Annotated in this window: 16 protein-coding genes, 1 tRNA gene, 1 other RNA gene and 1 pseudogene; 6 read left to right on the top strand and 13 right to left on the bottom strand. The window is 70.2% G+C overall.

What is annotated here, in order from left to right; genetic code table 11:
* Positions 1-182 precede the first annotated feature (182 nt).
* Positions 183-461: a hypothetical protein gene (locus CYQ11_RS16295; protein ID WP_099199823.1), complete on the bottom strand. Its 279-nt coding sequence runs from the start codon at positions 459-461 to the stop codon at positions 183-185.
* 350 nt (positions 462-811) lie between these two features.
* Here CYQ11_RS16295 and CYQ11_RS16290 point away from each other — a divergent pair, with 350 nt between their 5' ends.
* Entirely contained in the window at positions 812-1,594 is a 783-nt protein-coding gene (locus tag CYQ11_RS16290; RefSeq protein WP_099199824.1) for an alpha/beta fold hydrolase, read from the top strand.
* Positions 1,595-1,596: 2 nt separating this feature from the next.
* On the opposite strand, the gene CYQ11_RS16285 is transcribed toward CYQ11_RS16290, so the two are convergent.
* Both CYQ11_RS16285 and CYQ11_RS16280 read right to left on the bottom strand, forming a co-directional pair.
* The gene (locus CYQ11_RS16285) at positions 1,597-2,565 is read right to left on the bottom strand and encodes a GlxA family transcriptional regulator (RefSeq protein WP_181143675.1); all 969 of its coding nucleotides are present in this window, start codon (positions 2,563-2,565) and stop codon (positions 1,597-1,599) included.
* A gap of 339 nt (positions 2,566-2,904) precedes the next feature.
* Positions 2,905-3,483, bottom strand: coding sequence for a pyridoxamine 5'-phosphate oxidase family protein (locus tag CYQ11_RS16280; protein WP_099199825.1), 579 nt, complete (start codon positions 3,481-3,483; stop codon positions 2,905-2,907).
* A gap of 202 nt (positions 3,484-3,685) precedes the next feature.
* On the opposite strand from CYQ11_RS16280, the gene CYQ11_RS16275 reads away from it, so the two are divergent.
* Positions 3,686-5,518, top strand: a complete 1,833-nt coding sequence (locus tag CYQ11_RS16275; RefSeq protein WP_181143851.1) for a S9 family peptidase — start codon at positions 3,686-3,688, stop codon at positions 5,516-5,518.
* Here CYQ11_RS16275 and CYQ11_RS16270 read toward each other — a convergent pair.
* The 10 genes from CYQ11_RS16270 to ffs form a co-directional block, all read right to left on the bottom strand.
* Positions 5,415-6,284, bottom strand: a complete 870-nt coding sequence (locus tag CYQ11_RS16270) for an SURF1 family protein (RefSeq protein WP_099199827.1) — start codon at positions 6,282-6,284, stop codon at positions 5,415-5,417. The two genes, CYQ11_RS16275 and CYQ11_RS16270, sit on opposite strands and share 104 nt — an antisense overlap.
* A 118-nt stretch (positions 6,285-6,402) precedes the next feature.
* Positions 6,403-7,662 carry a hypothetical protein gene (locus tag CYQ11_RS16265; protein ID WP_240003444.1) on the bottom strand — a complete coding sequence of 420 codons (1,260 nt, stop codon included), beginning with the start codon at positions 7,660-7,662 and terminating at the stop codon, positions 6,403-6,405.
* 119 nt (positions 7,663-7,781) lie between these two features.
* Positions 7,782-8,315, bottom strand: a complete 534-nt coding sequence (locus tag CYQ11_RS16260) for a SigE family RNA polymerase sigma factor (RefSeq protein WP_240003445.1) — start codon at positions 8,313-8,315, stop codon at positions 7,782-7,784.
* Positions 8,316-9,062: 747 nt separating this feature from the next.
* Positions 9,063-10,397, bottom strand: coding sequence for an aspartate-semialdehyde dehydrogenase (locus CYQ11_RS16250; protein ID WP_275666404.1), 1,335 nt, complete (start codon positions 10,395-10,397; stop codon positions 9,063-9,065).
* The gene (locus CYQ11_RS16245) at positions 10,394-11,665 is read right to left on the bottom strand and encodes an aspartate kinase (RefSeq protein WP_099199828.1); all 1,272 of its coding nucleotides are present in this window, start codon (positions 11,663-11,665) and stop codon (positions 10,394-10,396) included. Before CYQ11_RS16245 ends, CYQ11_RS16250 begins: the two co-directional genes overlap by 4 nt.
* Before the next feature lie 265 nt (positions 11,666-11,930).
* The gene (locus tag CYQ11_RS16240) at positions 11,931-12,599 is read right to left on the bottom strand and encodes a DUF5063 domain-containing protein (RefSeq protein WP_099199829.1); all 669 of its coding nucleotides are present in this window, start codon (positions 12,597-12,599) and stop codon (positions 11,931-11,933) included.
* A complete protein-coding gene (gene recR / locus CYQ11_RS16235; protein ID WP_099199830.1) occupies positions 12,592-13,191 on the bottom strand; it encodes a recombination mediator RecR in 600 nt (199 codons plus the stop codon). Before recR ends, CYQ11_RS16240 begins: the two co-directional genes overlap by 8 nt.
* A gap of 219 nt (positions 13,192-13,410) precedes the next feature.
* Positions 13,411-13,752, bottom strand: a complete 342-nt coding sequence (locus CYQ11_RS16230) for a YbaB/EbfC family nucleoid-associated protein (protein WP_099199831.1) — start codon at positions 13,750-13,752, stop codon at positions 13,411-13,413.
* Between the two features lie 257 nt (positions 13,753-14,009).
* The gene (locus CYQ11_RS16225) at positions 14,010-16,292 is read right to left on the bottom strand and encodes a DNA polymerase III subunit gamma and tau (RefSeq protein ID WP_099199832.1); all 2,283 of its coding nucleotides are present in this window, start codon (positions 16,290-16,292) and stop codon (positions 14,010-14,012) included.
* Between the two features lie 96 nt (positions 16,293-16,388).
* Positions 16,389-16,483, bottom strand: an RNA gene (gene ffs / locus CYQ11_RS16220) — signal recognition particle sRNA small type.
* A gap of 110 nt (positions 16,484-16,593) precedes the next feature.
* Between ffs and CYQ11_RS16215 the strand changes: the two genes are divergently transcribed.
* From CYQ11_RS16215 to CYQ11_RS16200, 4 genes and pseudogenes are all read left to right on the top strand, one after another.
* Positions 16,594-16,681: transfer RNA gene (locus CYQ11_RS16215), tRNA-Ser, on the top strand.
* A gap of 447 nt (positions 16,682-17,128) precedes the next feature.
* Positions 17,129-18,702, top strand: a pseudogene (locus CYQ11_RS16210) (type I restriction-modification system subunit M).
* Positions 18,695-19,879, top strand: coding sequence for a restriction endonuclease subunit S (locus CYQ11_RS16205; RefSeq protein WP_240003446.1), 1,185 nt, complete (start codon positions 18,695-18,697; stop codon positions 19,877-19,879). Before CYQ11_RS16210 ends, CYQ11_RS16205 begins: the two are co-directional and overlap by 8 nt.
* Positions 19,880-19,882: 3 nt before the next feature.
* The gene (locus CYQ11_RS16200; RefSeq protein WP_099199833.1) at positions 19,883-22,957 is read left to right on the top strand and encodes a type I restriction endonuclease subunit R; all 3,075 of its coding nucleotides are present in this window, start codon (positions 19,883-19,885) and stop codon (positions 22,955-22,957) included.
* Positions 22,958-23,033: the final 76 nt, after the last annotated feature.

Genomic DNA, 23,033 nt, shown 5'->3' with positions numbered 1-23,033 from the left:
GCCCGGAGACGTGCATCTGCGAGAGACCGAGTTGCAGGGTGATGCGGCCTCGGTCCGCAGATCCCACCGCTCCTCTTGGATCACTCTTGTGCGCTGCGCGGCATACACCTCTCAACGATCAAAACGCGTCCGGCCGGGCTGAAGCCGTCCCGGAACCTCCGTCTCCCGGGCCACTCCACGGATCACTTGCGGAGTTCGCGGTCCCTACGGTCCTCGCGCCGCCAACGCGCCCGGTGCTGACGGCTGTAGCGGCGGTCCCAGCGGTCCTGACGATCGCGGCGCGCCTGGTAGTCCCGATAGTTCCCCAGACCGGAACCGTCGTCGTGGATCCAGCCTCCCCCTCGTGCGCGGCCGTGCCGGGTGACGCCGAAGACCAACACGGCCGCAGCCACCCACCAGATGGGGCTGAAGAAGCCGAGGCCGAACAAGACCACGATGAGGATGAGGAGCAGCACGAACACGGTGGGCCTCCCCGGGAGCGGGACACAGCATCGATACCGGGGACTGGGGCTTCACCCCACAGCGTAGTCCTGCCGCAACGGTTGTGGATACCGTGCGTCGTCAGAGCGTCCAGTGCGGCATGAATGGCTGCTTGACACCTGTCGGGGGACTGCGGCGAGGGCTAGCGTCGACATGCCGCCCCTGCCCCCGGCAGCGTCGCACCGCCAGATCCCGCCACCCCGACTTGGTCGCGCCAGATCAGGACCCTGATCCTTTCGGGGGTCGGGCCCTGGTCCCTTTCCTGGGCTGTTCGCGGATCCGGGGTTACCCTCGCTCCTGCCAATGATCTTGAGGTTGGGGGAGTAGAACCGTGCGCAGCGCCACCGTGACACCCGAGGGCGACAGGATCCGCTGGGCCGAGCTGCCGGGGCGTGAACCCACCCGTGTCTACGTCCATGGCCTGGGCTCCACCTCGCCCGCCTACTTCGCCGAGGCGGCGGCCCATCCGCTGCTGGCGGGGCACCGTTCCCTGCTGATCGACCTGCTCGGGCACGGCATCAGCGATCGGCCCGGCACCTTCGACTACACCCTGGAAGCCCACGCCGACGCCCTTGCCGAGGCGCTCACCTCCGCGAACGTCGCCGGTGCCGAGCTGATCGCGCACAGCATGGGCGGGTCGGTCGCCATCGTCCTGGCCGCCCGGCACCCGCACCTGGTCTCCCGCCTGGTGCTGATCGACGCCAACCTGGACCCGATGCAGCCAACGCCCGGTTCCGGTGGCAGCAGGGGCATAGCCGCGTACTCCGAGGAGGAGTTCCTCGCGGGCGGCTGGCGGGAGGTGCGCGACCGGGCGGGGGCGCACTGGTGGTCCACCATGCGCCTGGCCGGGCGGGAGGCGCTGCACCGCAGCGCGGTGCACCTGGTGCGCGGCAGCGTTCCCACCATGCGGGAGCTGCTGCTGGACCTGACGATCCCCCGCACCTACCTCGTGCCGGAGGCCGACGGTCCGGTGGTCGGCGGCGATGCGCTCGCCGAGGCCGGGGTCGCCGTGGTGCCGGTCCCCGACTGCGGGCACAACATCATGCTGGACAACCCGGAGGCCTTCGCCCGCGCGACCGCCGAGGCGCTCGGGGGGCCGGACGCCGAGGAGTAGGGTCAGCCGGCCGCGTTGCGGCGCAGGCGGCCGGGAGTGGTGCCGCGGCGTTCCCTCAGGAGCGAGGTGAGCGTCGTGGCGTTCTCGTAGCCCACCCGGCGGGCCACCGCCTCGGTCGGCAGGTCGGTGGTGCGCAGCAGGTGGGCGGCCTGTTCGAGGCGGATGCTCTGGGCGAAGCGCAGGGGCGAGACGCCCATGACGCGGTCGAGGGCGCGCTGGAGAGTGCGTTCGCTGGTGCCGAGGGCACGGGCCGCGTCAGCGATGCGCAGGGGCTGGTCGAGGTGTTCGCGCACCCAGCGCTCGTAGGCTCCGACGGTCGGGTCGGCGCGGGCGAGGTGCCCGGGGATCGCGTAACTCGCCTGCGTGGGGCGGCTGTCGATGACCAGATAGCGCGCCGCCAGGTCGGCGAGGGGCGGACTGCTCTCGCGGACCAGGGCGAGCGCGAGGTCCAGGTGGGCCATGGCGGCGCCCGCGGTGGTGACGCCGGGGGCGTGGGTGAGCATGTGGGTCTCGTCCAGGGCCACTTGGGGATAGCGCTGCCGGAAGTCCGGCGCCAGCCACCAGCTCGTGGTCGCCTGCAGCCCGTCCAGCACCCCGCTCTCGGCGAGGACGAAGGTGCCCGTGCAGGCGGCGGCCAGGGGCACCCCGGCCGCGCGGGTCTCGGCCACGATCTCGCGGACGGCCTTCTGGGCGGGCGCGCTGACCCAGTCGGTGAGCGGTCCGGGCTGCCTGTGCCCGACGCCGGGGACGACCAGCAGGTCCGGGCCGGGGGCCGCTTCGGGTGCCACCGCGTTCACCCGGTGCCCGGCGGCAGTGCGCACCGGCCCGTAGGGGCTGACGCACGTCACCTGCCAGGGCGCCGGGGGCTGCGACAGCTCGCCGCGGAGTTCGTTGGCCGTCTGGAGCACGTCGAGCACCGAGGCGAGCCCCGAGTCGAAGACTCCGTCGACCACCAGCACCGAGATCTTCATGTCGGAAACGGTAAGGGACGTGTCGGCTACGCCACCGGGGAGGCACTCCGGCAGTCCATAGTTTGATCACATCGGATGACGACGGAGCCGAACGGACGGCAGGCGAGGGCACGGTCAGGGGTACGGGCGCGGGCGAGGCCGAGCTGTACTGCTCGGTCCTCGGCCTGCCCGTCAGCGCCGGAGCAGACGGCGCGTTGACCGAACTCTGCGTACGTACGGACGAGGAGCCCCGCCCTACGAGCACTGACACCGCCGCCGTCACCGCCGCCGTCACCGGCACCGGCACCGCGGTGAGGGCCCCGGGCGGGAACCGACCGGGAACCGGCCGGGACTACCGCGTCAGGCGGTTCTCTCCTGACCGCCTGCGTCCGGTCCCTTCTGACCGCCGGCGGCCGGTCTCTCCTGACCGCCGGTGTCCGGCCGGCCCATGGCCTCGGGGTTGATGAAGGTGAACATCTTCTCCGCCTCGATCCGGGCCCACGGCATCTCGTGCATCCACTCCTCCCACGCCGTCCGCCCGTAGACCTCGATCAGGAACCGTTCCAGAACGGGGTCCTCGGCCGGGCTCACCTCCACCGCCTTGCCGTGGACGGTGATCTGGAGCAGCTCACCGTCGAAGACAGTGGCGCTGACGGCCGGGCGGGCGCGGAGGTGGCGGAAGCGGGCGGAGTCCGGGCCGGAGCCGAAGAGGAAGTGGCCCCGGAGGAAGAGACCGTCGACGGGTCCCACCCGGGGCTCGCCGTGAGCCGTCACGGTGGCGAGGGCCATGGTGGAGACGCCTCGCAGGCGCGCCACGACACCGGCGGCGTCGAGACGGCGGTCCTCGTCGATGATCGACCGCAGGTGCGGACCCGCGGTCGCGTAACTGTCGTCCAGGAGCCGCTGGAGGGCGGTCATGTCTTCTGGAGTCTCGTACATGCTGCCGATTGTGGGGGGCGCGACTGACAACGGGACGGCTCCCGGCGGTTGCCTGGCCCACTCCCCCTCGACCGGGTGAGCGAGTTGTGCACAACTGCCGAGTAATCCACAGACTGCGACGCTCCGGCCCGAGTCGTCAGCCGTCCGGCGCAGAATGGGGGGCATGACTGAGAGCAACGGGTCCCCGCGGGGCGATACGGCCATGCCGGACTGGGAAACGCGCTTCCGGGCGCCGCGCGTGGGACTGCCGCGATGGGCGAAGGACGCGCCGGACCGGTCGCTGTTCACGTCCAACGCCACGGGGACGTTCGAGCTGTACGCCTGGGACCGCACCACGGGCGAGCACCGGCAGGTAACCGACCGGCCGAACGGGACGACGGGCGGCGTGCTCTCGCCCGACGGCGAATGGATCTGGTGGTTCTCCGACACCGACGGCGACGAGTTCGGCGTCTGGGTGCGGCAGCCGTTCCACGGCGGCGAGGACCGGCCGGCGACGCCGGGGCTGGAGCCCTCCTACCCCGACGGCCTGGCCCTGGGCCGGGACGGCACGGCGGTCGTCGGCCGCTCCACGGACAAGGGCGGGTCGACGGTCCACCTCGTGCGCCCCGGCCAGGAGCCCGTGGAGATATACCGGCACCAGCAGTCGGCGGGCGTCGGCGGTCTGTCGCACGACGGGTCGCTGATCGCCGTCGAGCACACCGAGCACGGCGACGCCATGCACGCGTCGATCCGCGTCCTGCGGGCGGACGGCAGCACCGTGGGCGAGCTCGACGACACCCGCGGCGGCACCGAGGAGCTGGGCCTGTCCGCGATGGGCTTCGCCCCGGTGGACGGGGACTCCCGGCTGCTGGTCGGGCACCAGCGGCGCGGCCGCTGGGAGCCGATGATGTGGGACCCGGTCACGGGAGAGGAGACCGCGCTGGTCATCGACCTGCCGGGCGACCTCGACGCCGACTGGTACCCCGACGGCACCGCACTGCTGATCGACCACAGCCACCACGCGCGCAGTGAACTGTGGCGGTACGAGCTGGCGAGCGGCGAGCTCACCCGCCTCGACACCCCGCCGGGCACGGTGTCCGGGGCGCTGCCCCGCCCCGACGGGACCGTGGAGTTCCTCTGGTCCTCCGCGGCCAAGCCCCCGGTGGTGCGGTCGACGGCCGGCCACGTCGTGCTGACCCCTCCGGCGGTGCCGCACGGGATCGCCCAGGCTCCGGACTCGGTCCCGGTCTCCGACATATGGGTCGAGGGACCCGGCGGCAAGGTGCACGCGCTGGTGCAGAAGCCCGCCGGGGAGGGGCCGTTCCCGACCGTCTTCGACATCCACGGCGGCCCGACCTGGCACGACAGCGACGCCTTCGCGGCCGGGCCGGCAGCCTGGGTGGACCACGGCTACGCGGTCATCCGGGTCAACTACCGCGGCTCGACGGGCTACGGGCGGGCCTGGACCGACGCGCTCAAGCACCGCGTGGGGCTGATCGAGCTGGAGGACATCGCCGCGGTGCGGGAATGGGCCGTGGCGTCCGGCCTCGCCGACCCCGAGCGGCTGGTGCTGGCCGGCGGCTCGTGGGGCGGCTATCTGACGCTGCTCGGCCTCGGCACTCAGCCCGAGGCCTGGGCCGTGGGGCTCGCCGCCGTACCCGTCGCGGACTACGTGACGGCGTACCACGACGAGATGGAGGCGCTCAAAGCCCTGGACCGCACCCTGCTGGGCGGCTCCCCGGAGGAGGTGCCGGAGCGCTACGCCGCCTCGTCACCGCTGACGTACGTCGACCGGCTCCGGGCGCCCGTGTACATCTCCGCCGGGATGAACGACCCCCGCTGCCCGATACGCCAGATCGACAACTACGTGGAGCGGCTCGAAGAACTCGGCCACCCCCACGAGGTCTACCGGTACGACGCCGGTCACGGCTCGCTGGTGGTGGAGGAGCGGATCAAGCAGCTCCGGCTGGAGATCGCGTTTGCGGACCGTCATCTGAACCCTCGGGGTTCTCAGGGCGGCCCGGCTGAGCCGGCCCTTCCGGGTCCTCGGGGGTGATGCCGAGTTCGAGGTCCCGGGCGGCCTCGGCCTCACGGCGGAAGAGACGGAACCACATGAAGAGGGTGAAGCCCGCGAAGACGAACCATTCGCCGGTGTAGCCGAGGTTCTGGAAGGCCTTGAGATCGAGGCCGCTGCCGGGGGCGGTGGCCGGCGGCACGGCGGTCAGGGGGGAAGCCGCCTTCGACACGGTGATCCACGCGTCGTACACCTCGTACGGCACGAGGTTCACCAGTGAGGCCGCGCTGATCACACCGAGCTGTCCGGCGGGCAGCCCGCCGGACGCCCGGACGCCCTTGGACGTGGGGCTCTCGGAGGACTGGAGCGCCCCCGTCACGGTGACCTGGCCGGAGGGCGGGGCGGGGACCTTGGCGGAGTCGTCCTTGGAACCGGCGTCGCCGGGCAGCCAGCCCCGGACGACGGGCACCGCCTTGCCGCCGTCCGTGCGCAGCAGCGTGAGCACGTAGAAGCCCTTGCGCTCGTCCAGATCGCGGTCGGGCACGAGGAGTTGGTGATCGGTGTCGTACCGGCCGGTGACGCTGGCCTGCCGGCCCGACGTCTCGGTGGTCACCGGCAGCAGATCGCGCAGCGGTGCCGCGTCGGCGGTGCGGGCCTCGTCGGTCTGGGCCTGCTGCTCACGATGGGTGTCGACACGCGTTTCGAAGCGGCCGAGCTGCCAGCTGCCCATGAACAGGCACACCGGGATCGCGAGCGCGGTGAAGACGTTGATCCCCCACCACCGGGGAGTCAGCAGGAACCGATACACACCACCACGGTACGGGCACCGTGGCGCGCCCCCTCCGGCGGGGGACGTCGTGGGGCACTCCGGCAGCCCTCCCCCGGCGCTCCCCCGGCAGCCCCCAAGTCGTCGGCTAAGACGTCGGCTAAGACGTCGGCGTCGTGGTCGCCAGGGGGCCCGTGCGGTAGATCGTGCCGGCACAGGCGTTGGGGATGGTCGTGTCGACGGCCTTCGGTTCGCCCACGTCCGGGGTGTGGCTGAGGACGACGCTCGCCGGGGGGCTGCTCGGGGCGGGGGCATTGGCCTGGGGCTTCCCGCCGGCTGCCGCCGTGCCGGAACCGGGGGCGGCCGAAGGGCTGGCCAGGGGGGCCGGGGTGGCGGGGGCGGGCTTGGCGCAACCGCTGGGGCCGCCGCCGGCGGCCGGCACCCAGGCGAACTTGACCTCGTACGCCTGCCCCGGCTGAAGGATCACCTGGCTCGGCTCGGTGGCGGGGTCGGGCAGGCCGGCGGCCGCGTCGCCCGCCGTGTGGTCGACGACCGAGACGCGCGTGCTCTCGGCGCTGCCCTTGGGGCGCGCGGTGACCTCTCCGGGACCGCCCACGGTGCAGACGGTGCGGGAGACGTTGACGACGCGGAAGACGCCGTAGACGCGGCCGTGATCGTCGGCGGCACCGACGCTGCCGCTGCCCTGTCCGAGCTGGTCGCGGTCACATGTGGGCGAGGCCGCGGCGAGCGTCGGGCCGGGGGTGGTGGTGCCGCCGGTGGCCGAGCCCGAGGGACTGTGGGCGTCCCCGCTCGGCTTCCGCTCGTCGCCCTTCGTCTTCTCGCCGTCCTTCTGCCCGTCCTGGCCGGTGGTGGTCTCCTCGCCGTCGGTGCCGTCACCGGACGCGTCGTGGTGACGCCCCTCAGCGGCGTCGTGGGTGCGTTGACGGCTGCTGGAGGCGTTGGCCGGGCGGTCCTCGGTGGCGTTGCCGGCCGTGGTGGCCGCATGGATGAGTACGGGCAGAGCCGTGGCCCCGAGGATCACCACCGCCGCGGCACCGACGACGGCCTGGCGGCGCCGGGTGCGCCGGACCGGAACGGCGTGGCGCAGCTTCTCCAGCGCGTCGCCGGACGGTTCGAGACCGCCGACGGTGTCGTGCAGCAGGCGTCGCAGCGCCTGCTCGTCGAGAGCGGGACGGGCGAAGTCGGAGCCCGGGCAGGCGGAGTTCTGGCCTGCGGAGCTCTGACCCGCGGAGCTCTGGCCGGCCGCAGGGCCGGTGTCCCCACCGCCTACGACGGCCGCGAGGCCGTCAAGCCCCGGGCCGGGCTCCTCGAATCCCCAGCCGGCGAAGCCGCCTCCGCGAACGTGCCCCTCACCCTGGCGCTGGCCCCGGGCACCAACCGACCCGGCGCCCTCAGACATACCGGTGCACTCGGGCACGTCAGGGCCCTCAGACCCACTGATGCCCTCAGACATACCGGCGCCGTCCTCGGGCACGCCAGCACCCTCCGGCATTCCAGAACCATCCGGAAAACGGCGGCTCATACCGGCGCCTCCATGGCGATCCGGAGCGCCGCGATGCCGCGTGAGCCGTACGCCTTGACCGAGCCCAGGGAAAGCCCCAGGGTCTCCGCGACCTGGGCCTCGGTCATGTCGGCGAAGTAGCGCAGGACCAGGACCTCGCGCTGGCGACGCTGCAGTCCACGCATCGCTTTGATCAATTGGTCGCGCTCCAGCTGTTCGTACGCCCCTTCTTCGGCGCTCGCCATGTCGGGCATCGGCTTGGACAGCAGCTTCAGTCCGAGGATGCGGCGGCGGAGGGCAGATCGGGACAAGTTGACGACAGTCTGCCGCAAGTAGGCGAGGGTCTTCTCCGGGTCGCGGACGCGCCCGCGCGCGGAGTGCACCCGGATGAAGGCTTCCTGCACCACGTCCTCACAGGAGGCGGTGTCGTCGAGGAGCAGGGCGGCCAGGCCGAGCAGCGACCGGTAGTGGGCGCGGTACGTCTCGGTGAGGTGGTCGACTGTGGTGCCGGCCGCCCGCGCCTCGTCAGCGTCCGCCGGCACTGTGGTCATCGAGGACACCGCGGACACGGACGGCATGGGCGACGCGGACGACATGGGTGACGACATGGGCGATACGGACGCCACGGACGGCATGGCCGACAGAGGCGACATGGACGGTACGGCCGGCATCGACGCGACGGATGTCACCGGCTGTACGGCCGCGACCGGCGGGACGGCCGAAACGGACGACACCGCCGCGGACGCCTGGGACGCCGGTGACGCCGCAGGCGCGGCGGACACCCCGGGCGCGCCCGGAGACATCTGCGGCGGCATCTGCGGAGGCGCAGCGGGCGAGGGGACGGACGGCGGCGGAGTCGCCGACGCCGGCGACTGTGCGGGGCGGGGGGCTGACCAGGGAGCGATCACCGGCATGCCGCCCGGACTGCCGGGACGTGAGCGCACCGGGGCGCCACCTCGTCTCGGGACGGTTGCGATGCTGATGACCTCTGCCACGCCTGTTGGACACGCTTCCCCCCGTCAGGGTTGTACGCGTGAGGCATCGCGGTGGCGATTGATGACGCGTCGGTCGACGATGCGCCCTTTGCCCTCATGCGTACCAGCTCTTCCTCGATGCCCCTGTTTTGGTCCCGCCGCGAGAGACGGCAACAAAGACGCTCCCCGCCCAGACCGCGGTTGCAGTTGGGCGGGGAGCGAAATCGTCGAACAGATCGTCTGCCCAGTTCAAGAGGTCTGGACCAACAAGTTGATCACACGACCTTCACGTTGGTCACGGGACCTTCACGCACCGCCCCAGTATTACGGAGCAGTCAGCTCCGACGCCACGGATTCCGCGATCTGTGCGGTGTTCAGAGCCGCCCCCTTACGGAGATTGTCGCCGCAGACGAAGAGCTCGAGCGCCTGGGGGTCGTCCAGTGACCGCCGCACCCGCCCCACCCACGTCGGGTCGGTCCCCACCGCGTCGGCGGGCGTCGGGAACTCCCCATCGGCCGGGCTGTCGCACAGCACCACACCGGGGGCGTTGGCCAGGATCTCGTGGGCCCGCTCGACGGTCACCTCGGTCTCGAACCGCGCGTGCACGCTGAGCGAGTGGGTGGTGATCACGGGTACGCGCACACAGGTCGCGCTCACCCTCAGATCCGGCACCCCGAGGATCTTGCGGGTCTCGTCGCGGACCTTGAGCTCCTCGGACGACCAGCCGTCCTCCTTCAGCGAACCGGCCCACGGCACCACGTTCAGCGCCACCGGCGCCGGGAACGGCCCGGTGTCGTCACCGACCGCACGCCGTACGTCGCCGGGCTGCGTCCCCAGCTCCGTGCCGACGACGGCCGCGAGCTGCGTGCGCAGGGCGTCCACGCCCTCCTTGCCCGCCCCCGAAACGGCCTGGTACGAGGAGACGACCAGCTCGCGCAGCCCGAACGCGGCGTGCAGCGCGCCCACCGCGACGATCATCGACAGCGTGGTGCAGTTGGGGTTGGCGATGATCCCGCGCGGGCGCAGGCGTGCGGCGTGGGCGTTGACCTCGGGCACGACCAGCGGAACGTCCGGGTCCATCCGGAACGCAGCCGAATTGTCCACGACCACCACGCCCTTGGCCGCCGCGATCGGCGCCCACTGCGCGGCGACGGCCTCCGGCACGTCGAACATGGCGACGTCGACGCCCTCGAACACGTCCTCGCTCAACGCGACGACCTCGACCAGCTCCCCCCGGACGGTCAGCTTCCGCCCTACCGAGCGCGCGGACGCGACGAGACGGATCTCGCCCCAGATGTCCGCGTGCTGGGAGAGGATCTCCAGCATGACCTTGCCGACGGCGCCGGTCGCGCCGACGACGGCGAGCGTGGGCCCGGCGGCGCGGCCACGGGCGCCCGCGCCGAGGCCCGTACGGGTACGAGCCTCCGCACCCGGACGGTCATCCGCACGCTCACTCCCGGGGTCACCGGCACGGCCACCCGCATGACCACCTGCACGGTCACCTGCATGACCACCCGCACGGCGACCTGCGTGGCCGTCCGCGGGGCCACCCGTACCGGCGATCCCACCGACAGCCCCACCGCCGAAACCCTCGACGCGCTCGAAGCCCTCGGAGCCACCCGGCAGGACCGGACGGCCCTCCGGGTGGGCGGCCGTCATCGGCCGGTGCCTCCGTACACGACCGCCTCGTCGCTCTCGCTGTCCAGGCCGAAGGCGGTGTGGACGGCGCGGACGGCCTCGTTCACGTCGTCGGCGCGCGTGACGACCGAGATGCGGATCTCGGAGGTCGAGATCAGCTCGATGTTCACGCCGGCATTCGACAGGGCCTCGAAGAACGTCGCGGTGACGCCCGGGTTCGTCTTCATCCCGGCGCCGACGAGCGAGATCTTCGCGATCTGGTCGTCGTAGCGCAGCGAGTCGAAGCCGACGCGCGTCTTCGTCTTCTCCAGCGCCTCGATCGCCTTGTGGCCCTCGGTCTTCGGGAGGGTGAAGGAGATGTCGGTCAGGCCGGTGGACGCCGCGGAGACGTTCTGGACGACCATGTCGATGTTGATGTCGGCGTCCGCGATCGCACGGAAGATCGTCGCGGCCTCGCCCGGCTTGTCGGGCACCCCGACGACCGTGACCTTCGCCTCGGAGGTGTCGTGAGCGACACCCGAGATGATCGCCTGCTCCATCGGCTGGTCCCCTTGCGGCTCGTTGCTGACCCAGGTGCCCTTCAGTCCGGAGAAGGACGAACGGACGTGGATCGGGATGTTGTAGCGGCGGGCGTACTCCACGCAGCGGTGGAGCAGCACCTTGGAACCGGAGCTGGCCAGCTCCAGCATGTCCTCGAACGAGATCCAGTCGATCTTGCGGGCCTTCTTCACGACCCGCGGGTCGGCGGTGAAGACACCGTCGACGTCCGTGTAGATCTCGCACACCTCGGCGTCCAGCGCGGCCGCCAGCGCGACGGCGGTGGTGTCGCTGCCGCCGCGGCCCAGGGTGGTGATGTCCTTCTTGTCCTGGGACACACCCTGGAAGCCGGCCACGATCGCGATGTTGCCCGCGTCGACGGACTGCTGGATCCGGCCCGGCGTGACGTCGATGATCCGCGCTTTGTTGTGGACCGAGTCGGTGATGACTCCGGCCTGGCTGCCCGTGAAGGACTGCGCCTCGTGGCCGAGGTTTTTGATCGCCATCGCCAGCAGCGCCATGGAGATGCGCTCTCCGGCGGTCAGCAGCATGTCGAACTCGCGCCCGGCAGGGATCGGCGAAACCTGCGCGGCGAGATCGATCAACTCGTCCGTCGTGTCACCCATCGCGGAAACCACGACGACCACCTGGTGGCCGTTCTTCTTGGCTTCCACGACTCGCTTGGCGACCCGCTTGATGCCTTCGGCATCGGCAACGGAGGAGCCTCCGTACTTCTGCACGACAAGGCCCACGTGCGCTCCTAGCAGCTATACGTCTTGCGGTCGGTTCAGTCTAACGAGCGCCCCGAACCGGCCATGCGGATATCGCATCGTGAGACAGGCCGCCCGGCGAACCCGACGAGCAGGGGCGCGCGGGCGTGACACCGCCCCGCCGCGCCGGCATCGGGCCCCAGGTCGTACGGGCCCAGGCCGCGAGGGGCCGGGCGTCGTACGGGGCCGGGCGTCGTACGGGTGCCGGCGTACGGGTCCGGCGTACCGGGCTTACCGCGGCCCGCCCTCAGGACCCCGCAGCCCCCGACGCCCGTTTCGCCGCTCCGCCGATCTCCGCGGCCATGAGCCGGCCCGCCTCCTCGGCCAGCTGCTCCTCCGTGCCGACCGCGTCCGTGTCCAGGCCGTCCAGCTCGCCCAGCGGCTGGTCCAGCCGTACGTGCGCGACGAGGGACTGGAGGGCGCGCAGGCACGCCGAGGCCGTCGGGCCCCAGTTGGTGAGGTAGGAGAACTGCCACCACCACAGGGCCTCGTTGACGCGGCCGTCGCGGTAGTGGGCCATCCCGTGGCGCAGGTCGGTGATGATGTCCGCGAGGTCGTCGGAGATCCGGCAGGCCACGGGGGCGCTGCGCGGCACGTACGGGTCGAAGAGCTCGGAGTAGACGTCGATCGGGTCGAGCATGGCCGCGAAGCGTTCGCGCAGCTCGTCGACGTCCGGCTCGGGCCCGACGTCCGGCTCGTAGCGCTCGTCCGGCACGAAGTCCTCGTGCGCGCCCAGCCGGCCGCCGGTGAGGAGGAGCTGGGAGAGCTCCAGGAGCAGGAAGGGCACCGCGCTGTCGGGCTCGTCGCCGCGGGACACCTCGGTGACGGCCACGATGAAGCTCTCGACCGAATCCGCGACGGAGACCACGAAGTCGTCGGGGTCGCGCTTCGCGTCGTGCAGGGTTGCGTCAGACATCGAGAAGTCGTCTCCCTTCGAAGGCACGCCCGAGCGTGACCTCGTCGGCGTATTCGAGATCCCCGCCCACGGGCAGCCCGCTGGCGAGCCTGGTGACCTTCAGCCCCATGGGCTTGACCATGCGCGCGAGGTACGTGGCGGTGGCCTCGCCCTCCAGATTGGGGTCCGTGGCCAGGATCAGCTCGGTGACCGAGCCGTCCGCGAGCCGGGCCAGCAGCTCGCGGATGCGGAGGTCGTCCGGTCCCACGCCCTCGATGGGGCTGATCGCCCCGCCGAGCACGTGGTAGCGGCCGCGGAACTCTCGCGTCCGCTCGATCGCGACGACGTCCTTGGGCTCCTCCACGACACAGATGACGGCGAGGTCGCGGCGCGGGTCCTGGCAGACCCGGCACCGCTCCTCCTGCGCCACGTTGCCGCAGACCGCGCAGAACCGGACCTTCGCCTTGACCTCGGTCAGCGCGTGGGCCAGCCGGCGGACGTCGGCCGGTTCGGCCTGGAGGATGTGGAAGGCGATCCGCTGCGCGCTCTTGGGACCGACGCCGGGCAGCCTGCCCAGTTCGTCGATGAGGTCCTGGACCACGCCTTCATACACGGATCGGGTTCTCCTTCGGACTCTGCTTCTGCTTCGGCGTCCGCCTCTGCTTCTGCCTCTGCGATTGTGCTGTGGACTTCTGGGACGGCGCCCACCGGACTGCGATCTTCTGGGCTGTGATCTTCCGGGCTGTGATCTTCGCTGCGGAGGGCTTCGCCGTCGTGTCGGCCGGGTTACGGGTCCCGGAACGCCCCCGGAACGCCGCTCCGGCCGGACCGGCTAGAACGGCAGGCCGGGGATGCCTCCGCCGCCCAGGCCCTGCGCCAGCGGGCCGAGCTTCTGCTGCTGCACCTGCTGGGCGGTCGCGTTGGCGTCCCGCACGGCGGCCAGCACGAGGTCGGCGAGGGTCTCGGTGTCCTCCGGGTCCACGGCCTTCGGGTCGATGACCAGGCCCTGGAGCTCACCGGCACCGGTGACCGTGGCCTTCACCAGGCCACCGCCCGCCGTGCCCTCGATGAGCGTGCGCGCCAGTTCCTCCTGGGCCGCCGCGAGGTCCTGCTGCATCTTCTGGGCCTGCTGGAGCAGCTGCTGCATGTTGGGCTGGCCACCACCGGGGATCACGGTCTCGCTCCTGGCTGTCGACAACTGTTTCTTCATGCTTCGGTAGCCCGAGCCTACGTGCTAGCCGGGCAGCGCGCCCTACGCCGCAGGAAGGAGAACGTGTGGAGAGTGGGAGTGGCCGGGACGCGCCGGTGTGCGCCTGCCCGGGAGCCTTCCCGCTACTCGTTCTTCCCGCTTTCCCCGCGCTCCCGGCCCTGCCCGTCGCGTCCCTCGCCGCTCTCCTCGTCCTGCGCGTCCTGCCCGTCCTGCCCCTCGTCCTACTCGTTCGCGATCTCTTCGATGACCGTCGCGCCCAGCTCGCGCACGATCAGGTCGTGCCCGGTGAGGGCGGTGTCGTCGAGGTCCGGGTCGTCCTCTGCGGGGACGTCGTCCTCGATCGGGACGGGTGGCGGCTCCGGCTGGCGGTACTGCTGCGAGGGCCCGGCGGCCGGGGGCGCGGACTGCGCCGGGCGGGCCTCCGGGGCGGGGCCGGGGGGCGCCTGCTGGGGTGCGGGCGCGGGAGCCGGCGTCTGGGGCCGGGCGTAGGCCGGGGCGGCCGGAGGGGCGGCGGGGGCTCCCCCGCCGAATCCACCGCCCATACCGCCGCCGAAGCCGCCACCCGGGGGCGTGGCTCCTCCGCCGGGCGGGTTGCCGCCGCCGGAGGGGTCGACGAGCAGCTCGGTCTTCCACGGCAGGCCGAGGTCGCCGAGGGCCTGGCGCAGTACGTCCTCGCTGCCGCTGTTGGCGAAGCTGTCCCGCGCTCCGGCGTTGGAGAAGCCCACCTGGAGGGTGGTGCCGTCGCAACCGGCGACCTGGGCGTTCTGGCTGAGCAGGATCCAGGTGAAGCGGCGGCGGTTCTTGACGGCCTCCAGGATGTTCGGCCACAGCTGTCGTGCCTGTGTGGCGTCGCCCTGGGGTCCGCCACTGCCGGGTCCGGCGGCGGGCGCCGCCGGCGTCTGGGCCGGGGCCGGGGTCGCTGCCGTAGGCCAGGCGCCCGTCTGGGGGGCGGAGGCGGGGGTGAGGGCGCTGGTGGACGCGGCGGGACTCGCCGCAGCCGTGGGCCAGGCACCGGCCTGCGGTGTGGCGGGCTGCTCTGGGGGCTGCTGGCCGGGGGTCGCGGCCATCGGCCAGGCGCCGGGGCGGGAGCCGCCGGGGGCCACGGGCGGTTGTACGGGCTCGGGAGCGGCCGGCGCCGGGGCGGCGGGGGCCTGGGCCACGGGGGCGGGCGGGGCGGCGGCGGTCGGCACGCCGGTGCCCGACACCGCGGCACGGGCCGCGGCCGCGCCGGACAGCCCCGCGCCCGGCTCCACCACCGGAGCGTGCGCCTCCGGCCCGGGTACGTACCCCACGGCGCCGCCGGCCGGGACGCCCGCGGCCACGCCGCCGGCGAGGGCCCCCGCGGCCGCCCCGCGCTCGAGCCGGTCGAGCCGGGCCCGTACCGAGCGCTCGTCGTCGAAGGCGGCGGGCAGCAGCACCCGGGCGCAGATCAGCTCCAGCTGGAGCCGGGGGGAGGTGGCGCCGCGCATCTCGGTCAGGCCCTGGTTGACCAGGTCGGCGGCACGGCTGAGCTCGGCGGCGCCGAAGACGGAGGCCTGGGCCTGCATGCGCTCGATCACGTCGACCGGGGCGTCGATGAGGCCCTTCTCCGCCGCGTCCGGAACGGCGGCGAGGATCACCAGGTCCCGCAGCCGCTCCAGCAGGTCGGCCACGAAGCGGCGGGGGTCGTTCCCGCCCTCGATGACCCGGTCGACGACCTCGAAGGCCGCCGCCCCGTCGCCGGCCGCGAAGGCCTCGACGACGGCGTCGAGCAGGGAACCGTCCGTGTAGCCCAGGAGGGACGTCGCCATGGCGTACGTCACACCGTCCTCGGCGGCACCGGCCAGCAGCTGGTCCATCACGGACATCGAGTCACGCACGGAGCCGGCACCGGCGCGGACGACCAGCGGCAGCACGCCGTCCTCGACGGGGATCTTCTCCTGCTCGCACACCTCGCCCAGATAGTCACGGAGGGTGCCGGGGGGGACGAGCCGGAACGGATAGTGGTGCGTACGCGACCGGATCGTCCCGATGACCTTCTCGGGCTCGGTGGTCGCGAAGATGAACTTGAGGTGCTCCGGGGGCTCCTCGACCACCTTCAGCAGGGCGTTGAAGCCCGCCGAGGTGACCATGTGCGCCTCGTCGATGATGTAGATCTTGTAGCGGCTGGAGGCGGGTCCGAAGAAGGCCTTCTCCCGCAGCTCACGGGCGTCGTCGACGCCACCGTGGGACGCGGCGTCGATCTCGATGACGTCGATCGATCCGCGGCCGTTGCGCGCGAGGTCGAGGCAGGACTGGCACTCGCCGCACGGCGTCGGCGTCGGGCCCTGCTCGCAGTTCAGGCAGCGCGCGAGGATGCGCGCGCTGGTCGTCTTGCCGCAGCCGCGCGGCCCGCTGAACAGGTACGCGTGATTGACCCGGTTGTTCCGCAGCGCCTGCTGCAACGGGGTGGTGACATGCTCCTGCCCGATGACCTCGGCGAAGGACTCGGGACGGTAGCGGCGGTAGAGCGCGAGGGACGACACACCTACGACGATATCGGGCCCCACTGACAAGTGGCCTCGCTCACATTTTCCAGGCCCCCCCCACCAGGGCCGACCGGCGGAAACGGCCCGGGAAACACAAGGGCCCCCCACGTACCCGCCAGAGCCCACTTACCCTTGCTGCCTTCCGGCCCTGGGGGAGTTGGGTGAGATAGCGCCACGCGAGGGGCTTACCCCCACCCTAGCGGATCCCGGAGGGTGCGAGGACACCCCCGGCCCCCGGAGGGACCCCTCGGCGAATCGGGTTCGCGAGCACTGCTCCGGGTCTTGTATTGTTTGCGGCGGAGGATTCGCCTAGAGGCCTAGGGCGCACGCTTGGAAAGCGTGTTGGGGGCAACCCCTCACGAGTTCGAATCTCGTATCCTCCGCCAGTGCCTCACCGGGCACGATGTCGAAGGGCCCCACCGCTTGCGGTGGGGCCCTTCGACGTTCCGTGGTCTCAGTTTTGGTCTCAGTTGCGCGGGGTGGACGGCTGCGGAGCTCCACGGACAGACTTCCGGTGGGCTCCGCCGAGGAGCACGTCGCTGACCTGCGAGCGCGAGCCTCCTTCCCGGCCTCGCCGCAGCATCACGACAGCGATCGCCAGGCGCCCCCTTCCCATCCGCAGGGCGGGCAAGCTTGATCAACAAGCAGGCGCCTGATCACGATGCTTGTTCGGGTCGTTTGCTACTTTTCGCGGCCCTGGGGAGGGATATCGTTACTCCCCCAGCAGGACACGCCCGTCGTGTACATGCCGGACGCGCCCGAAATAGGGTGACCAGTGGGACCACCGCGGCCCTCGGTCGCCGCCCTTATGACGAGCAAGGACACCCCGACTGATGGCAGTGACCCAGCAGGAGATCGAGAACCGCTTGTGGGACGCCGCTGACGAGTTGCGCGTGGCGATGCCCGAAGCGCAGTACTCCTCGGTCGTCTTCCCGCTGATGTTCTGGAAGTACCTGTCGGACACCTGGGAGCACCACCACCAGGAGTTTCTGGCCGAGAATGAGGGCTTGGACGGCCTCTCTGCCGAGGAAGCCCGAGAGATCGAGTACCGCGACTACCAGTCGTTCGAGATCCCGTTCATCCACCCCGGTACCGTCCAGGAGCGTCGTGCCTCCTGGTCGTCCATCCTCGCCACCGTCACCCAGCCCGGCCTGGGTCAGCGGATCCGCGCCTCCCTGCAGGCCATCGAGACGGCCAACCCTGACAAGTTCTCCCGCCTGTTCGGCAACATGGCCTGGACCTCCGAGGAGGTGCTGTCGGGGGACGTGTTGGCGGCGGTCATGCAGGCGATGGATCGCACCCCGAAGATGCATGAGGGCAACATGTCCCATGACGTGCTCGGTGGGGCGTACGAGTACCTGCTGAAGCGGTTCTCCGACGGCTCCGGCACCCGCGCCGGCCAGTTCTTCACCCCGCGCGAGGTCGTCGAGCTGATCGTTGAGGTCCTGGAACCCAAGGGGTACGAGTCGGTGTACGACCCGACCTGCGGGTCGGGCGGCATGCTCATCGCCTCCGCGAACCTCCTGAAGACGCGTGGCGGGCGTGGCTACACGCTCAAGCTGTACGGGCAGGAGGCCGTACCAGACACTGCGGGTGTAGCACGCATGAATCTCTTCATGCACAACCTCACCCAGTTCAAGGTCGAGGTCGGCGACACCCTGAAGGACCCGCGCTTCACCAAGCCGGACGGGTCCGTGAAGCAGTTCGACGTGATCCTCGCCAACCCGCCCTACAGCCTGAAGTGGAAGCCCTGGGCCAAGGACCCGCGTGCCATCGGCGGGGTCGCCCCGCAGTCGACAGCGGACTGGGCGTTTGTGCAGCACATGATCGCAAGCATGGACCCGAAGAAGGGCCGTGCCGGTGTCGTCCTTCCCCACGGTGTCCTCTTCGCAGGGGCCAGGAAGCAGCCATCCGCCAACGCGTCCTGGACGACAACCTCCTGGAAGCCGTGATCGGTCTGCCGGCGAACCTCTTCTACTCAACCGACATCCCGACCTGCATCCTCGTATTCCGTGCCCCCGGCACCAAGGCCGAGGAGCGCCGGAACGGGGTGCTGTTCATCGACGCCTCCAAGCGGTTCACCAAAGCCAAGAACCGCCATGTCCTGACTGAGGCGGACATCGCCGATGTGGTGACTGCCTACCACTCAAAATTCGACGCCGCCGGCAACCCGGTGGACCCCAATGGACCAGATGGGCTCTCGGTGCGGCTCGTCCCCACCACGGAGATCGTGGCGAACGGGTACGACCTCAACATCGGCAGGTACATCAAGCAGGCCGCAGCTGAGGCCGAAGACCTCGACACCCTCATCAAGGCGTACAACGTCGCCCGAGCCGAGCGTCAGAAGACCGAGCAACGGATGCTCGAGGTACTCGTCGCCGCCGGGATCGAGGGCTTCAATGAGTGACGGCTATCCGATTCGTCCGCTCGGAGAGGTGATGCGCCTCGACATCCAGCGCACACCGATGGAGCCTGCAACCACCCACCGTCTGGCCGGGGTCCTGAACGCAGGACAGGGGCTGGTCGCAAAAGGCGAACTCGACGGCGGAGACACAGAGTACGCGGCGATGAACGTGCTGCACGTTGACCAGGTCGTGATGCGGAAACTGACCGCCTGGGAAGGCCCGATCACCGTAGTACCTGCCGAGTTCGACGGATTCGTCGTCAGCAACGAGTTCCCGACGTTCACGCTTGGCCCAGAACTGATGCCCGACTGGATGAGGCACGTCTGTCGCTCACCGCGACTGTGGGCAGAAATGAAGAACCGAGTAAGCGGGACAGTCCAACGGCGCAAGCGTCTCAACCCAGAGCAACTCTTGCAGATCCAACTGCCGATCCCTCCCCGCGAGGTACAGGCGCGGATCATCGAGATGCTCGACGCGGTCGACGACCAGATCACCGCACTCGACGCCGAGGCCGACGCCCTGTCTAAGGTCGAGTCGGGCCTCCGGCGCAACCTCTTCAACAGGCTCGTGGTGCCCGTGGTTCCGGCGGGCGAGAAGTTCGAGATGCGGCTCGGGCGGCAGAAGTCAGCCCGACAGTCCATTGGTGACCACGTACACCCATACCTGCGTGCGGCCAACATCGGTGTCGGGACGCTCGATCTGAGTGATCTGAAGACCATGAACTTCGAGCCTCGGGAGCAGGAGAAGTATGCCGTACACCCTGGCGACGTCCTCCTAGTGGAAGGCGGGTCGATTGGCCAGGCGGCGCTCTGGGCGGGCGAGGTCGACGGATTCGTCGGCTTCGACAAGCATGTCATCCGCATCCGGGCACGAGAGGGCGTCTCGACACCGGAGTACGCACTCCAGTGGTGTCACTGGGCACGCGAGGATGGTCAGTTTGCAGGGCAGGCCACCGGTATCACCATCAAGGCGCTCGGCTTCTCCCGCGCCAGCAACATGAGCGTTCCTGACCTCCCCGTCGCGCAGCAGGCCAGGTTGACTGGTCCCCTGGCGGCAGCCGCCGAGCAGGTGGTAGCGACACGCGCGGAGGCCAGCCGTCTTCGTCAGGTCCGGGCGGCGCTGCTGTCGGGATTGCTGGACCGCACCATCGACATTGAGTCTGCCGATTCGGAGGTCTAAGGCGTGGCGAAGGGCATTCGGGAACGCGAGTTCCAGAACCTGATGATCCAGTGGTCCCTCCCGATGGGCTGGGGCTTCACAGCGGGCAGGTCGCTACAGCGTGAGACCACGCAGACGGTAATCGCCGGACAACTGCGGGACGCCATCGTCCGGTTAAACCCCGGTGTAATCGACGGATTCGACGTGGATGCGGTGGTCGAGGAGATCGTCACCACGGTCAACGCCGTTGAAGGCGGACTCGTACGGGCCAACGAGCAGGTGCTGCGCCTGCTGCGCGGGTATAAGGAGTTCCGGGACACCGACGGCGTGTGGCACGCCCTGAAGGTCATCGACTTCGCACGCCCGACTGCCAACACCTTGGTCGTGTCGGACGAGGTGACCATAACCGTCCCCGGCAAGACCTCTCGCCGCTTCGACCTCGTGTACTGGGTCAACGGCCTGCCCCTGGTAGTGGTCGAGGTGAAGTCGCCGACCGCGAAGTCGGCCTGGGCCGACGCCGCCCGTGAGATCAACAACGTGTATGCCACCGAGTACCCGTGGTTCTTCACGCCCAATGTCTTCGCCGTTGCCTCCGACGGATTAAAGCTGCGGTTCGGTGCCGTCGGCTCGCCCACGAATCTGTGGCAACCGTTCCGGTCTACCGCCGACGACGAGAACTTGTCCGGGCAGGCAGACGTGCAGCGCTCCGCCCAGCTGCTTCTCAACCCGTCGACCGTCCTGGACATGCTCGCCAACTTCACCCTTTTCGACACCGCTGGCGGCGGGGCGGACAAGAAGTATCTGCCCCGCTACCCGCAAATGGAGGCCGCGCACCTGATCCACGAGCGGGTCCTGGAGGGCGGCTCCAAGGGCCTTGTCTGGCACCACCAGGGGTCCGGGAAGACACTGCTGATGGTGTTCGCCGCCTCGCTGCTGTTGGCCGACACCCGAACCGAGTCGCCCACGATCATCCTGCTCTCGGACCGGACCCATCTCGTCCGGCAGACCTCCGGGGTGTTCACCTCCGCGATGGGGGACGCCTACTTCCACCAGCCGGCCACCAGCAAGGAATTGCGCTCCCTACTGGCTGACGATGTGCGGGGCGTCATCTCCACGACCGTCCACAAATTCGCCGACGCCGGCAAGCACCTGTCCACCCGAAACAACATCATCGTGCTGGTCGACGAGGCACACCGCACCCAGTCCGCCAAGTCGAAATCCCTGGCCGGCCAGATGCGCGCAGCCTTGCCACACGCGAAGTTCTTCGGCATGACGGGCACCCCCATCAGAAACCTCGCCACCGACACCTTCGCCCTCTTCGGCGAGGAGGCCGACCCGGGCAGGGTGATGCACCGGTACTCAGTGTCCCGGTCCCTGCTGGACGAGGCGACCGTACCGGTCATGCTGGCCCCGCGCCCTGTCTCCTTCGAGATAGACGACCAGGCGTTGCAGGCCGAGTTCGACCAGTTCGCCGACGACTTCGATCTCGACGACCCCGACCGTGAGACCTTGTCCCGCAAGTTCGGTCGCCTCACCTCGGTGTTCGCCAACCCCGAACGCATCCACGCGGTCTGTCAGGACATCGTGGACCACTACCTGGCCGGCGCCTACCGCAACGGCCTCAAGGCCCAGGTCGTGGCGTTCAACCGTGAGCTGGCCGTGGCGTACACGGACAAGATCAACGAGCTGCTGGCCGGCTTCGAGGCGTCACAGGTGCTCGCCGAGGTCGGGAAGCATGGCCGGATCACCGCCGAGGTGAACATCTCCGTCTCGGACTCCAAGGATGAAGATCCCGCCATGCGGCCGTACCAGCTCTCGGAGACCGAGGAGGAGGAGCAGAAGCGCCGGTTCCTCGCCGCCGACGACCCGCTGTGCTTCCTGGTGGTGACCGCGAAGCTGATGACGGGCTTCGACGCCCCCAACGAGGGTGTCCTCTACCTGGACAAGCCGCTGAAGGCCCACACCTTGTTCCAGACGATCACCCGCCCGAACCGCACCTGGGTGTCTCCGACCGGGTTCGTTAAGACGTCGGGCGTGGTGGTCGACTACATCGGCCTGGCCGAGGAAGTCCAGCGGGCCGTTGTCGACCCGACCACAAGGGGGACCGGCAAGGGGGGCGGGTTCGTCACCGACCTGTCCGAGCTGGTCGCCGAATTCCGCACCATCTTCGCCCGTATCGAAGACCTGTTCGCGGACGTGGACGACCTGGATCTCACTGTCCACGGATACGAGTCCGTGCGAGCCATCAACGTCTTCCTGGACTCCAATCCCGGCGCCGCCGAGGTTTTCTCCAGGGACTACCGGCTCCTGGCCCGCCTGTACCCGCTCATCAACACCGACAAGCGGGTCGCCAAGTACCGTGACGGTTTCGCGCTGTTCGGATCCGCCTACACGACCCTGTTCAAGAAGTCGTCCGACGAGGAGAGGAAGGAACGGCTGGCCGAGCTGGGGCCGATGGTCCTGGACATCATCAACGCCCACGTTCACTCATTCTCCGTGGTCGCCTCCCAGGAGGAAGCCCTCGTCCTGGACGCCCAGGGCATTGCCATACTCAAGGAGCTGCTGGCCCTCGTCCGCCCCAAGAGCGACAAGGGCGGCGGCGAGGACAAGAGGCCGCCGTCCGCGGCGGAGATCCTGGCCCATATCAAGGCCGCCCTCGACAAGGGCGTCGAACCGGGGTCCGCAAAGTACACGGCCCTCGCGGAGCGGATCAAGCAGCTGCGAGACCGGATTATCCAGAACGCCCAGGACGCCCTAGAGTTCCTGTCCGAGGCACTTCGGATCGCCCGCGCCATCGTGAACGCCGAGAAGCACCCCGACGAAGCAGTCGTGCTCGACGACGACCATGTGGGTGTCCTGTCGCGGATCATCCACGACCACGCACCGTCCGGCCTCACGGTCACGGAAAGGAACCTGGCCGAAGAAATCGACCAGGTGGTCACTCGCACCCTCGCCCAGGCATGGGACAACGCGGACGCCCGCAACCGAGGCGCCCGGCGCGCAACCGCCGCGGTCTTCCGCCGATACATGTTGAAGCCGGTCGGGGAACCGTACGACTCCACCGTCGCTTACATCGAAGCCCACTACCTCGTCGACTGACGAATGCACGGAGGCCCGGCAACCCGTGGCAGTTGCCGGGCCTCGTCGCGCTGTGTGGGCCTAATGCGCTCCCTGG

The sequence above is a fragment of the Streptomyces cinnamoneus genome, from assembly GCF_002939475.1.
GTDB classification, from domain to species: Bacteria; Actinomycetota; Actinomycetes; order Streptomycetales; family Streptomycetaceae; genus Streptomyces; species Streptomyces cinnamoneus_A.
Note: the sequence above shows the minus strand (reverse complement) of the source record. Positions and strands in the feature narration are given on the sequence as shown.

Excerpts from the sequence above, each read along its gene's own strand:
- CYQ11_RS16265 (WP_240003444.1), bottom strand. The coding sequence starts at position 7,662 with ATGTCTGAGGGCGCCGGGTCGGTTGGTGCCCGGGGCCAGCGCCAGGGT.
- CYQ11_RS16285 (WP_181143675.1), bottom strand. The coding sequence starts at position 2,565 with ATGAAGATCTCGGTGCTGGTGGTCGACGGAGTCTTCGACTCGGGGCTC.
- CYQ11_RS16280 (WP_099199825.1), bottom strand. The coding sequence starts at position 3,483 with ATGTACGAGACTCCAGAAGACATGACCGCCCTCCAGCGGCTCCTGGAC.
- CYQ11_RS16205 (WP_240003446.1), top strand. The coding sequence starts at position 18,695 with ATGAGTGACGGCTATCCGATTCGTCCGCTCGGAGAGGTGATGCGCCTC.
- CYQ11_RS16250 (WP_275666404.1), bottom strand. The coding sequence starts at position 10,397 with ATGACGGCCGCCCACCCGGAGGGCCGTCCGGTCCTGCCGGGTGGCTCC.
- CYQ11_RS16260 (WP_240003445.1), bottom strand. The coding sequence starts at position 8,315 with ATGACCACAGTGCCGGCGGACGCTGACGAGGCGCGGGCGGCCGGCACC.
- CYQ11_RS16240 (WP_099199829.1), bottom strand. The coding sequence starts at position 12,599 with ATGTCTGACGCAACCCTGCACGACGCGAAGCGCGACCCCGACGACTTC.
- CYQ11_RS16275 (WP_181143851.1), top strand. The coding sequence starts at position 3,686 with ATGCCGGACTGGGAAACGCGCTTCCGGGCGCCGCGCGTGGGACTGCCG.